Consider the following 12253-nt stretch of genomic DNA (forward strand, 5'->3'; position numbering starts at 1 on the left):
ACCACTGCTTGCATATCTACGGTGCGCGGACGACCTCCCGGTTTAGCTTTGGGAATCAAGCTGGATAACAGTTCCCATTGTTCTTGGGTCAAGTTACTCGGATACGATGATGTCATGGCTCTCAAAATGCTGTCTGATAATTTGCTATTGACAGGTTATCGTTTTGAGAGCTTTCCTGGCTTCTCAGACATCCTCTGAGTTTGAGTTGAACATATCTAAACCCATTGCACCGGATCAAGTTGATAGTAGCGTTGCAGTTGCTCGTAAAGTGCTGGATGCTTCTTCAGTAATTGGTGGGGTTTTTCAAAGAATGTCTCAGTCGCTACAGCAAAAAATTCTGCGGGATTCGTTGCACCGTAGCTATTCATTACCGTCTTTACGCCTCGTTGAATATCATTGCAAAGTTGTTGATATTCTTCTGTCATCACCTTTGCCCAAGTAGCATAATCTGAGTTTCGGTGCAAAATAGGAACACCCTCAGCTTTACCATCTTCTTGATCCAACTGATGGGCAAATTCATGAAGCACAACGTTATGTCCATCCCGCCAGTTGTAAGTATCGTGTTTCACCTGTTCCCAAGACAGTACCAGTTGGTCATTTGTCCACGACTCCCCCAGTCTGGCTACACGCCTTTCTTCCACGATATAATTCCCAGTGTAAGCTGTTTCCTTAACAAGATATGTGCTGGGATAAACCAGAATTGACCGAAGTTTAGGAAAGTAAGTTTCTCGCTGGTTGAGTAGGAGTAAACAGGCGACAGCCGCAATAATCACCTTCATTTCTTCTGTTACGTCTAATCCTCCACAACCAATAAATTGTTTTTCTGCTAAAAATACTTGAATGTTTCCCTGAAGTCGTTTTCGTTCAGCGGGAGAGAGAAGAAGGTAAATAGGAAGATTATTCTCAACAATCGCATTCCACAGTAGCGGAAAAGGACGATGTTTTAAACGATTTCTGCGTCGTTTAACTAGGGCAGGATTGACTAAAATTCCAGTGATAATCAGTCCAATGATCAGAAAAATGATTATGGCTTCAAACATTGACTTTTAAGCATTTTATGCTGTCTGATTTACAGATAAGCTTGGGGGATCAAATATCCCTGAATTACTCGATAGGATTACATCTTTGTTGCCCGCCAGGAAAAACAGAGCGATCGCACTGATGGGGATGAACGACCAGAGCGATCGCTGATCGTCTCCTTGCCGAGCTAGAAGATGAGCGGGCGTGGAAGGCGCATGAAGCGACGACAGATGACCACTGGAGTCTAGCCCAGATGGCGATCGCTATCTCCATATACAGACAGATAGCTCAAAAAACGAAACCTAAGATAGATTATTGTGTCAACCTTTGATCAACTCTAACTTCTGGAGATTAGATTAAAAATAGGTTGAGCGTTGGGAAATTGGGAGGAGTTGTGGCGTGGATAGAACCGCGATGAACGTGCAGGAAACGCAGGAGCAAAGCATCCGTCCTGGGGACTTTACATGGCATTTCTGGCCTGCCTTGCCACTCTATCCATACGGCACCCGGCGGACACTCCGCAAAGAAGTGGTCAAGGACACGATTTGGACATTCGACCAAGTGCAGGGCATTCTGTATGCTGTCGTGCCAATTCGGATGACCGTCGTTAAGCTCAAAGCAGGCGGCCTGCTCATTTATGCCCCAGTCGCGCCGACAGGAGAGTGTATCCGACTCGTCAATGAGTTGGTGGCACGATACGGCGATATTAAGTACATCATCCTGCCAACGCTTTCCGGTTTAGAACACAAGATTTTCGTCGGCCCCTTCGCCAGACGCTTTCCGAACGCAGAAGTCTTCGTGGCTCCGAATCAGTGGAGCTTCCCAGTGAACCTCCCCTTAAGCTGGCTCGGTTTTCCGACTAAACGCACCCGCATTCTCCCGGAGGACAGCACTGAAGCACCCTTTGGCGATGAGTTTGACTACGAGGTGCTTTATATTAATCTGGGACGGGGGTCGTTTGGGGAAGTAGCATTATTTCACAAGCGATCGCGCACGCTACTCGTGACAGACTCCGTGCTTTCAGTGCCAGAAGAACCGCCGGAAATCGTCCAACTTGACCCGTACCCCTTACTGTTCCACGCCAAGGACGATGTATTTGATGTCGTTGAGGACAATGAGGAAAGTCGCCGCAAGGGATGGCAGCGCATCTCCCTGTTTGCGTTCTACTTCCGACCGAGTGCGCTAGAGGCGACCAAATTGGGGAAGTCGTTTCGCGATGCCCTGAAAGCGCCAGATCGGTCAAAGAAGGCTTATTTCGGTTGGTTTCCCTTCCAATGGAAGGAAGATTGGAAACAGTCGTTTGAGGCACTGCGAGGCGGCGGTCGCCTGTTTGTAGCACCGATTCTACAGACGATTATCCTCAACCAAGCACCGAGAACAGTGCTGGACTGGGCTGACAAGGTAGCCCGTTGGGATTTTGAGCGGATTGTTGGCTGCCACTTTGACTCGCCCATTCAGGCAAACCCGCGTCAGTTCCGGCAGGCGTTCGATTTCTTAGAGAAGAAGCTATCCGTGGCTGAAGGCGGATTTTCGAGCCATCAGCGCCTACCTGCGGCGGACTTTGAATTTCTCAGAGAACTTGAGGAGATGCTGACAAAGCTCCGCATCACGTCGCCGCCACGGGAAAAGCTGTAAGGCTGCTGGCAAAAGAACGTCAATCATGACGAAATTTGTGTTCCTCGCCTCAGCTGTACGCCAAACTTAAAAAAGACACCGATCGTTGCGCTTTTGGGTGATGAAAACACTAATAACGCTTTTTGGTAAAGAACGCAACCAACTGGAGACAGAGATTGACAAGGCAACTAACCTGGAACAGGTAGTTCAGCTGGTGCAAAACCGACTCGATAATCTTGAGAGGAATTACATCGGTGAGTTGAGCGTGGCGCAGGTTCGTCTAGCTTCCTTTTTTCTGGACACGCTACGACAGTCTATCGCTACTCTCACGGCTGCCAACGAAACGAGAATTTCCCAGCCACAGCCTGAGAAAATCGTTAAGCAAGTCAGAGGTCTCTCCAACAGCTTAATTCTGAAAGTCTTACAGGGACTCATCAGTATAAGCATTTTAGGTTCGTTATTTTCCTTGACTCAAGATACCGTTGGGGCTTGGATGGACATCTTGTTGATGACTGTGCTGGTAGGGCTGGAAGTTGTGTTCCAACTCGAAGGGGGCGGCGAAAATCTTTCCGACTCTCCGCAGCCTGTAGCACCGCCCAAGCTGATTACGCAAGTTGACAGCAAAGCCTTTTTGGACAACCTTGGTGATGCTCTCAACACTATCGATCTTGCAGTCGCCTCGGCTGAACAAGTGAAAAAACCACTTGACGGTAGTGGAATAGAAGAGTTACCAGAACTCCTGAATGTTGTTCAGAGGCTAACGGGTGCGTCATTTCTGCAAAAACCCCAGATGGCGCTTGAACTGACGAAACTTCTACCCCAGATTTTAATGGAGCAAGGAATACGAACCCAGATTTACCAACCAGGCGACAAGCATAGTGGGCGCGAGTATTTTGACTTTGAGCCAAGTATCGACCCTGAAGCCAGAGATTATGTAACTATAACTCCTGCCTTGTTGAAAGGCGATCACTTACTCCGAAGAGGTCGAGTTGTTGAGCCAGCTTACTCTGAGACTAGAGAGTAAATTGTCTTGCTGTTACAGCTATGCAAGAGTGCCAAAGTCTTCATTTAAAAAGTTTTTTGGTATAGCAATCCTATTTGATTTGTGAAAGCTACCTTTTTTAAACGAACCGCAAAGGCGCAGAGAACACGGAGGAAGAGAGAATTTCATAAATGGATTAGGATTGCTATAGCATCCCATTTTTTTCAATTCCTCGGACAGACATCTCGCCTGTCTGTGGATATAGCGTAGGCAAGATGCCTGGGGCGAGATTTTTGCAAAATGGAAATGCACCCAGTGTTTCCCCTTCAAAATAAGAATTAGGGGATAGAAAAAGTATGGAAATTTTAGAAACAATCGGGTTCGATTTGGGACACGGTGAAACAGCTGTGGCTAAGGCGAGGGTTGAAAGCATCGAACCTCCAGAGATGCTTGAGGTCAATAATAAGAAAGTTCAAGTCACTGCTCTTGGCTGGCATCCGGAACTGGGTTATCTTGTCGGAGAACAAGCCTTAATCCAAGCTGGCGTTACTCAGCTGAAAATTTCTTTTAAGCAAAAACCTAACAACGATCCAAATTACAGAGAGACTATCCGCAGTTTCGTGGAAACCTACTACCGCCTTTTAAAAGAAAGCAAACAGATTGAAGGTGGAGAGAATAGCCAGTTTTATGTTGGGTGTCCGTCAGGATGGTCAGTAAGCGATCGCGAAGAATACCAAAAGCTACTTAAGGAATCTGGGATTGGTTTACTGAGTGTTGTACCGGAGTCGCGGGCGGCTTTCATGCAAGCCAAGGAAGCTGGTAAGCTGGACTTCGACAAGCTCAAATCGTCGGTGCTAATTGTCGATATTGGCTCCTCAACTACGGATTTTACTCTGGTCAAGAGCTTGCACGAGATCCCGATAGATTTCGGGAGTAACGCGCTAGGAGCATCCCTAATCGACAAGGCAATTTTTGCCCGGACTCTCGCCAAACACGAAGAGAAAGCGTTACTCGAAAGAGTTTTTGGGCAATATCCCCATCACCAAGCTCGTTGCGAACTCGCCTGTCGCAAAGCTAAAGAAGACTACTTTTCTAACGAACAACTGTACAAGCATCCGCAAACATTTGCACGCGGCTTCGAGTCGATTAACGAACAAATTTACTTTGTTCCGCAAGTTAATGGAGCGATCGCGCAGGAGATTTTGAACCATCCTTTGTCTGAACTAGGAGACAAGAGTTGGATTCAATCTTTTCGCGAGGCGGTGACTGAGGCGAAGGAACAACTCGACCAACAGGGTATTGTTCCGAAAGTTGTGCTGATGACTGGCGGCGCATCCCGCATGAACTTTACCCGCGATATTTGCCAGGAGATTTTCCCGGAACCCGAAACACAGGTTCGCCCAGATCCAGAACCGGAACGGTGCATTGCACTAGGTTTATCGCGGGTAGGACGATGGGATATGCGTGCGAGTGCATTTAAAGAAGAAGTCAAGCAACTGTTCGACTCGAAGAAGCTGAAAGAACTCGTTGAGAGACATATCCCAGAGTTAATCGAACAGCTGACGTTACCTTTATCACAGGGTTTGATTGAAAATGTAGTTAAACCAGGTCTGAAAGATTGGCGAAACAACAAAGTACGGACTTTAGCCGATTTGGAAAATGCCTTGAAGAGAAGCGCAGAGGAGTGGATTAAAAGCGATCGCGCCAGACTTATCATCAAAAATCAATCTGTCACTTGGTTTAACAGCAAAATTCAACCCGACTTAGCCGCAGAAACCGACCCGATTTGTCGAAAGTTCCAAATACCCAGAAGTAGCTTGAGGTTTGAGGAAGGGATCGACCCTGCCGTAGTCAACCCGGAGCTGTCAATTGGGGATGCTATCCTTGCTGATACAGTGGGATTTATCGTCAATGTGGTGATTGGTGGAGGTACTATCGGTAGCATCATCGCTCTGGTTCTCACGGGGCATTTGACTTGGCCGATTGTGCTAATATATGGTGCTTCTGTGCTTGCTGCCGGAGTGGAGATAACTCGGAGCAAAACCCAAGAAGCCATCAAGGAAAATGTTGATGTTCCTAGTTGGAGTCGTGGCGTTCTTTTAAGCGATAGCAAGCTTGATTCTATCTGCGAGCAAATGAATCCTGAGTTAGAAAATGTTTTTAGAAAACAGTTGACAGAGAATCGGGAGACTTTTAACGAACTGATTGCGAAAGTTGGGCAAGAACTTCAAAAAGCCTTAAATACTAAAGCTCAAGAGGCAATCATTCTGATTCAATAGAAGTAAATTTTGATTAATTCTAGGTTGGGGAGCCATCCCCAGCCTACGGTCACTTGGGGATTTTTAACTTATTCGTGAACCGTATTAGGATTAGAACGCGATCGCTATTTAGCTTGAATAACCTAACCACATGAACACAAAACCTATTCTGCCACAGCCACCTTATGCCGCACTAATTTTTGACTGTGATGGAACTTTGGCGGATACCATGCCTATTCATTTTCAGACATGGACAGCGACGCTGCGCTCGTTCGGTGTAGAGTTAAATGAAGAATGGTTTTTTAAGCGGAATGGCATATCTGCAAAGGAACTTATCCGCACGCTTAACAGCGAATTTGGTTATAGTCTTGATGAAAAATTGACATTTGTAGATAAGCAACGTCGTTATATTGCTTTAGCACATACGGCAGTGGAAATTCAGGCAGTAGCGGATATTGCCCGGAGTCACTATGGTAAAGTGCCGATGGCTGTGGCTAGTGGTGGTCATCGCCCTCTGGTGGAAGCAACGCTGGATGCTATTGGCTTGCGATATCTTTTCGATACTGTTGTAACTGTGAATGATGTAGCGCAGGGTAAGCCTGCTCCCGACATCTTCCTATTAGCTGCGAAGCGTTTGGGAGTTGCGCCAGAAGAATGTATTGTCTATGAAGATAGCGACGGAGGAATAGAAGCCGCTAATCGCGCCTTAATGCGGGTAATTGATGTGCGCGTCCTCTGGCGTTCTGAAGCTGGTACCTTTTGACACAGATTGATGATGCGATCGCATCCAGCAGTAAGCGTTGCCAAATTCGCACCAAATAACCGATTTTTGATGTCAAGATAAATTTATAAATACAGAGGTTATAGCCATGCAGCAAATAAATCTCGACGAAGCATCTAAACATCTACCCGACTTAATCGAAGCCGCACTTAGAGGCGAAGAAATCGTGATTACAAAAGACGATCAGCCTGTTGTTAAATTAACTCCAGTGTCGCCAGCTAAGGGTCGCCCCCAGTTTGGCAGTGCTAAAGGCTTGGTTACAATATCCGAGGATTTTGACGATCCTATAGAAGACTTTAAGGACTATATGTAATGAGGCAACTGCTGGACACTCATAGCTTTATTTGGTTTGTTATGGGCAATCCTAGAATCAGCCCCAGATTGCGATCGCTAATTGAGGATAACCAAAATCTGCTCAGTATAGCTAGTGTTTGGGAAATGGCAATTAAGCATAGCAGTGGTAAACTAAGTTTTGGTCTACCCTTTAGGATATTTATAGAGCAGCAACTTAGTTTAAACAGCATCGAGTTGCTTTCTATCAATCTAGACCATATCGATGTTATTGCAGCGCTACCTTTTCATCATCGCGATCCATTCGATAGGCTTTTGATTGCACAGTCTATGGTGGAACGGATACCGATTCTGAGTGCTGATTCTGCCTTTGATGCTTATCCAATTACTCGACTGTGGTAAGTAGCACACAAAAAGAGCGTTCTGAGGCTGGTACTCTATAGAACCCATTTGAGATCTATTCCTGAAACTAAAAGCCTTGCAGCTAGCTGGTTTTATCCCTGTTCTTGCAAAAAACAGTCTTGTTAAGCAGGCTCTATCATTGATCGCAAAGTAACGGCTTACTTCAAAGCCAAGCACCCCAGCAAAAGATGTCAAATGGGTTCTATAAACACATTTTGGGCAAATCGCGCATAATCATTGAGAAAGCGATCGCATGGGGAAGGTGTGATAATGCTCGACATCAAAGACGCTTTACGCCAAGTGCCACTCTTTACAGAATTACCGGAAGCAAAGTTGGACTGGTTGTGCGAACAGGGTATAGAAGTATGGCGACAAGCGGGTGAAATTCATCGGGCAGAAGGAGATCCCGCAGACCATGTTTTTGTGCTGCTAGAAGGTGAAGTTCGGATAACGCAGAAGGTTGGCGAACAAGAAATCGTATTAGCTACCTACGAACCGCAAACGCTGTTTGGCGAGTTACCCGTTTTAATGGGTCAAGAATACTTCTGGGCAAGCGGACGCGCCGTTACTCAATGCCATATTTTTGAGTTACCAAAAGACGCATTTTGGCAACTGCTGGCGGCTTGTTCTTGCGTGACTAAAGTTATTCTCCGCACGATGGCGTTGCGGATGCAAGATTTTCAAAATTTGTCGCAGCAGCGGGAAAAACTGGCAGCACTCGGCACTTTGGCAGCTGGACTGGCTCACGAAATGAATAACCCCGCCGCAGCGGTGATTCGGGGTGCAACTAACTTGCAAGATATCTTTGAAGAGTTGCCTTGCATGGCGCTGAAGCTGAATCAACAGCAGATGACAAAAGCCCAACTTGAGTTTCTTGCCGACTTGCAATGCGACGTAACAAAGCGTGCTACTCTAGCGCCTCGCCTCGATCCTCTGACGCAAAGCGACAAGGAGGAGGAAGTTACTGATTGGTTAGACGCGCACGATGTAAGCGATGGTTGGAAACTCGCCCCCACCCTAGTACAAGCAGGACTTGACACCCAATGGTTGGAAACTGTTGCAAAAAACGTGTCCGCCGACTCGCTCTCGGATGTGCTGATTTGGATTACAACGACGCTGACAGGCGTTGGGGTGTTGTCCGAAATCGAGCAGGGTTCGGCGCGGATATCCCATCTGGTGAAAGCGATTAAGGATTACTCTTATATGGATCAAGCCCCACTGCAAGAGATAGACGTGCATGAAGGGCTGGAAAGTACGCTGACAATTCTCAGTCACAAGCTGAAAAAAGGTATCGTGGTGAGGCGGGAATACGACCTGAATCTGCCGCGGATCACGGCTTATGGCAGCGAACTAAATCAGGTGTGGACGAATTTGATTGATAATGCGATCGCTGCTCTGGGATTGGTGGCTAGGGACTGGGGACTAAAGACTGGGAATACCCAATCCCTAATACCTACTATTTTGATTCGTACTAAGCACGAACACGATCGCGTTCTGGTGGAAATTGCCGACAACGGATCGGGTATACCGCCGGAAATTCAGCATCGTATCTTTGAGCCATTTTTCACTACCAAAGGTGTAGGAGAAGGCACTGGTTTAGGTTTAGATATGACTTACCGCATTGTCGCCAAACATTACGGCAATATCAGTTTAACCTCAACGCCGGGTGACACACGCTTTTTGGTTCGTCTTCCTATTGCTGCTAATAACAAGCTCATAGAAAGAGAAATTGCCTAACTAAACGGAAGAATGGCTGTCAGCTTTAACTACATTTCGTCTTCCCCACGGCTTAAGAACAGAAATAGCAATGATTACTAAAAGGCATAAAGTCTGAATTACGCCACCAATAATTACTCCTTTGACATCAAACATATAAAGCGGATTTTCCAGCGCTTTTAGTCTTTCTGTATCGGAAATAGAGGTCATTGCGTTTGTCCACGGACCAAGCCAAAAAGTCCCGAATGTAATAAGTACAAGTGTAGAAATCCACTTAACAATAACCCAGTAAAATTTCACAAATCCCCAAACTGTCAACCAGGAAAGCAATCCACCCGTTAACAACGAACCGACTGCGGCCGGAATAACAATAAAGTCATCTAGCAGCTTCACAATTGAATTAATCGCGTATAGTTCATCGCCATTTGTTGTATTTCTGTTACTTAAAGCGATGATTACCATGCTTAAAGCTGTTCCAAACCAAAGTCCGATAAAACCAACGTGGGAAGACAATAACCAGTTTTTTTGCTTGACAGTTAGTTTGTTCATGAAGCTTTAGGTGATGATCTAGGTTAAAATAATTTGCAGCCATACTATATGGCTCCTTATTAATTTACCATGAGTTGCCATATAGTATGGCTCCTTATCAAATTATGGTTCGCGCATGGCAGGTGTTCCAGAGCCTAACTTTGCCAGCAACTCAATCAGTGTCTTCTTTTCAGCCTCAGTGAGATTAGCCATTAGGCCAGTGGTGCGGCAAAAGTGATCTGGGAGCATTTCATCAAGCAATTGCTGTCCCTTTTCTGTCAGTTGCACACTCAGCATCCGCCTGTCCGCCGGATGAGGTCGGCGTTTTACCCATCCGTCGCGTTCTAGTCCGTCAAGCAACCCGGTTATTGTGCCTCTAGTGACACCAGCACGTTCAGCGCACTCTGATGGGGTTAGTCCCGGCTCGCCTGCTTGCAGTAGCTGCATCAGAAGGGTAAACTTGCCCATTGAAAGACCATAACGAGCAAAGTGAGTATCAAAAGCTTCATAGACATCAGCAGTGGTGTTCAGAAAAGCTAGGCAAGTTTGTACTGAAGCCATATCTAGTTCTGGGTAACGACTGGCAAGATTCAGTAGTATCTGGTTATTTGGGAGTGTGCGTAGTATGAACATGAATTGCTGCTGATTAATTAGGAAGCTTATTTTATGGTGGCTTAATTCAGAACTCACCCAGAAATAAGGGGATTGCCCTATGGTAGAAGTCAGAGTTAAACAAAGGTGTTGCGATGCTGCACGATCCAAACCAGAACGCGCTGTTTCCGAAGTTACCTGATGAGGCGTTGCAGCAGATGAAGCAGCATGGGACTGAGATTCAGCTTAATACGGGTGATGTGCTGTTTTCAGAAGGTGAGGAGAATTATAGTTTTCACGTTGTCCTAGAAGGCGAAATCGAGATCGTTAAGCTTGTTGGCGGCGAGAAGAGACTGCTGGCTATTCATCGCCGGGGCGAGTTTATGGGTGAACTTTCGATGTTAACAGGTTCTGGATCTATTGCCAGCGCCCGCGCGATCGCTCCTTCTCGCGTTGTGCAGATTGACATGGACACCTTTAAGCACATCATCGCCGAATGTTCTCCAATAGCTGATGTGGTGCTTTCGGCTATGGCGGGACGAACTCAAGACGTTGAAGTGCAACTCAGGCAACAGGAGAAACTGGCAGCACTTGGTAAAATGTCAGCAGGTCTGGCTCACGAGTTAAATAATCCAGCTTCTGCGGGACAAAGGGCTGCTGGACAATTGCGCGAGAACTTCCAAAATTTGCAATCTCTGGCTTTGCAGCTGAATTCCTTGTCCCCAGCGCAATTAAATTTTATTGTTGATGTTCATAAGGATGCGATCGCTCACGCTACCACCTCATGCCCACTCGATCCTCTAACACAAAGCGACAAAGAAGAAGAGGTGACAGACTGGTTAGAAGCGCACGATGTCAGCAACGGCTGGAAACTCGCCCCGACACTTGTTAACGCCGGAATTGATACCAAAAAACTGGATACTCTTACCGACAATATCACCCCAGAATCTCTTAGCAACGTTCTCTTGTGGCTAGAAGCGACACTTGCTTCCTCTGGATTATTAAACGAAATTGAGCAGAGTACCGCCCGCATCTCTGACTTAGTGAAAGCAGTTAAAGCTTACTCCTACATGGATCAAGCGCCCCTGCAAGAAGTCGATGTGCATCAGGGCATCGAGAACACCCTGACCATCCTCAATCATAAGCTCAAGAAGGGAATCGTGGTCAAGCGCGACTACGACAAAAGTATTCCCCGCATCTGCGTTTACGGCAGCGAACTTAATCAAGTATGGACTAATTTGATTGACAATGCGATTGATGCGATGGATGGCAAAGGACAGCTGACGATCCGCACGTCCAGAGACAATAACTGCATACTGGTAGAAATTGCTGATAATGGGTTAGGTATCCCCCCAGGAATTCAATCTCGCATCTTTGAGCCATTTTTTACTACTAAAGGTGTGGGTAAAGGCACCGGGTTAGGTTTAGAAATTGCCTACCGCATTGTTGTTAAAAGGCACAAAGGCGACATCCACTTTGAGTCTAAGCCTGGTGACACCTGTTTTCGCGTTTATCTGCCCATAGAATGTTTAGATAATTAAGGCATTTTCTCCTCGTTCTCAGGCGGGAGCCTGCTAATGCTAAGAGTTGAGGTGCTTCCATGAAGGCAAGAGTGGAAGGCTTTTTTGAGTGTCCAAATTACAACTGTCAATTGGAGTGACAACGGAGGCTGACCCTCCTTTTGGCATTTCTACCCAGAGCCTAGAAACGAGATAGTGCAGGTTTAAAGTAATTTCTGGGTAAAGCATAGAGCGATAAATTGGGGGCTAAGAAAACGCTTAAATGTAGTGGTAAAAAAGTAAATTTATATTAACTATATATAAAGAGCAAAAGCAAGTTTCGTTAAAAGGTTTATCAGACAAGAATTATGAGAAGTAGGTAATTTCCCTGTTGATTTTACTAGCCAATAATTGCTATAACAGTCTCAAGAAAGTTCGTTATAAGTTTGCGTAGTTTTCGTAGGTTGAGTTTCGCTCCTCAACCCAACCTACTAGCTGAATTTTGAGGATACCTATTTTTTTGTCTACAATCTGAAAAATATTCCTAATTTAAGAATATTTGTTTTATTTA

At 45.9% G+C, this 12253-nt stretch carries 11 protein-coding genes and 1 pseudogene; 8 read left to right on the top strand and 4 right to left on the bottom strand.

Annotated elements, in window-relative coordinates:
* Together H6F66_RS28585 and H6F66_RS23125 are read right to left on the bottom strand one after the other, a co-directional pair.
* Positions 1-116: pseudogene (locus tag H6F66_RS28585) on the bottom strand (IS5/IS1182 family transposase); the annotation flags it as partial.
* A 99-nt stretch (positions 117-215) separates the two neighbouring features.
* The gene (locus H6F66_RS23125; protein WP_190426120.1) at positions 216-1040 is read right to left on the bottom strand and encodes a M90 family metallopeptidase; all 825 of its coding nucleotides are present in this window, start codon (positions 1038-1040) and stop codon (positions 216-218) included.
* 394 nt (positions 1041-1434) lie between these two features.
* Here H6F66_RS23125 and H6F66_RS23130 point away from each other — a divergent pair, with 394 nt between their 5' ends.
* The 7 genes from H6F66_RS23130 (at position 1435) to H6F66_RS23160 (ending at position 9085) form a co-directional block, all read left to right on the top strand.
* Entirely contained in the window at positions 1435-2655 is a 1221-nt protein-coding gene (locus tag H6F66_RS23130) for a DUF4336 domain-containing protein (protein ID WP_190426179.1), read from the top strand.
* Positions 2656-2755: 100 nt separating this feature from the next.
* Positions 2756-3658 (top strand): hypothetical protein, encoded by a 903-nt coding sequence (locus H6F66_RS23135; protein ID WP_190426123.1) that lies wholly within the window; start codon positions 2756-2758, stop codon positions 3656-3658.
* A 314-nt stretch (positions 3659-3972) separates the two neighbouring features.
* Positions 3973-5895, top strand: coding sequence for a hypothetical protein (locus tag H6F66_RS23140; RefSeq protein WP_190426126.1), 1923 nt, complete (start codon positions 3973-3975; stop codon positions 5893-5895).
* Between the two features lie 130 nt (positions 5896-6025).
* Complete coding sequence (locus H6F66_RS23145) at positions 6026-6637, top strand: HAD family phosphatase (protein WP_190426128.1); 612 nt, start codon at positions 6026-6028, stop codon at positions 6635-6637.
* Positions 6638-6743: 106 nt separating this feature from the next.
* Positions 6744-6968, top strand: a complete 225-nt coding sequence (locus H6F66_RS23150; RefSeq protein WP_190426130.1) for a type II toxin-antitoxin system Phd/YefM family antitoxin — start codon at positions 6744-6746, stop codon at positions 6966-6968.
* Positions 6968-7348: a type II toxin-antitoxin system VapC family toxin gene (locus H6F66_RS23155; protein WP_190426133.1), complete on the top strand. Its 381-nt coding sequence runs from the start codon at positions 6968-6970 to the stop codon at positions 7346-7348. Before H6F66_RS23150 ends, H6F66_RS23155 begins: the two co-directional genes overlap by 1 nt.
* A gap of 270 nt (positions 7349-7618) precedes the next feature.
* Positions 7619-9085: an ATP-binding protein gene (locus H6F66_RS23160; protein ID WP_190426136.1), complete on the top strand. Its 1467-nt coding sequence runs from the start codon at positions 7619-7621 to the stop codon at positions 9083-9085.
* Here the strand turns inward: H6F66_RS23160 and H6F66_RS23165 are convergent, their stop codons facing one another.
* Positions 9086-9613, bottom strand: a complete 528-nt coding sequence (locus H6F66_RS23165) for a hypothetical protein (protein WP_190426138.1) — start codon at positions 9611-9613, stop codon at positions 9086-9088.
* 102 nt (positions 9614-9715) lie between these two features.
* Positions 9716-10225 (bottom strand): MarR family transcriptional regulator, encoded by a 510-nt coding sequence (locus tag H6F66_RS23170; protein WP_190426141.1) that lies wholly within the window; start codon positions 10223-10225, stop codon positions 9716-9718.
* A gap of 113 nt (positions 10226-10338) precedes the next feature.
* Between H6F66_RS23170 and H6F66_RS23175 the strand changes: the two genes are divergently transcribed.
* A complete protein-coding gene (locus H6F66_RS23175; RefSeq protein WP_190426144.1) occupies positions 10339-11724 on the top strand; it encodes an ATP-binding protein in 1386 nt (461 codons plus the stop codon).
* The last annotated feature ends 529 nt before the right edge of the window (positions 11725-12253 follow it).

This window comes from Trichocoleus sp. FACHB-6 (assembly GCF_014695815.1).
GTDB lineage: Bacteria > Cyanobacteriota > Cyanobacteriia > Cyanobacteriales > FACHB-T130 > Funiculus > Funiculus sociatus.

Coding starts and splice junctions, on each gene's coding strand:
- H6F66_RS23130 (WP_190426179.1), top strand. CDS start 1,435: ATGAACGTGCAGGAAACGCAGGAGCAAAGCATCCGTCCTGGGGACTTT.
- H6F66_RS23165 (WP_190426138.1), bottom strand. CDS start 9,613: ATGAACAAACTAACTGTCAAGCAAAAAAACTGGTTATTGTCTTCCCAC.
- H6F66_RS23170 (WP_190426141.1), bottom strand. CDS start 10,225: ATGTTCATACTACGCACACTCCCAAATAACCAGATACTACTGAATCTT.
- H6F66_RS23150 (WP_190426130.1), top strand. CDS start 6,744: ATGCAGCAAATAAATCTCGACGAAGCATCTAAACATCTACCCGACTTA.
- H6F66_RS23140 (WP_190426126.1), top strand. CDS start 3,973: ATGGAAATTTTAGAAACAATCGGGTTCGATTTGGGACACGGTGAAACA.
- H6F66_RS23135 (WP_190426123.1), top strand. CDS start 2,756: ATGAAAACACTAATAACGCTTTTTGGTAAAGAACGCAACCAACTGGAG.
- H6F66_RS23175 (WP_190426144.1), top strand. CDS start 10,339: ATGCTGCACGATCCAAACCAGAACGCGCTGTTTCCGAAGTTACCTGAT.
- H6F66_RS23145 (WP_190426128.1), top strand. CDS start 6,026: ATGAACACAAAACCTATTCTGCCACAGCCACCTTATGCCGCACTAATT.
- H6F66_RS23125 (WP_190426120.1), bottom strand. CDS start 1,040: ATGTTTGAAGCCATAATCATTTTTCTGATCATTGGACTGATTATCACT.
- H6F66_RS23155 (WP_190426133.1), top strand. CDS start 6,968: ATGAGGCAACTGCTGGACACTCATAGCTTTATTTGGTTTGTTATGGGC.
- H6F66_RS23160 (WP_190426136.1), top strand. CDS start 7,619: ATGCTCGACATCAAAGACGCTTTACGCCAAGTGCCACTCTTTACAGAA.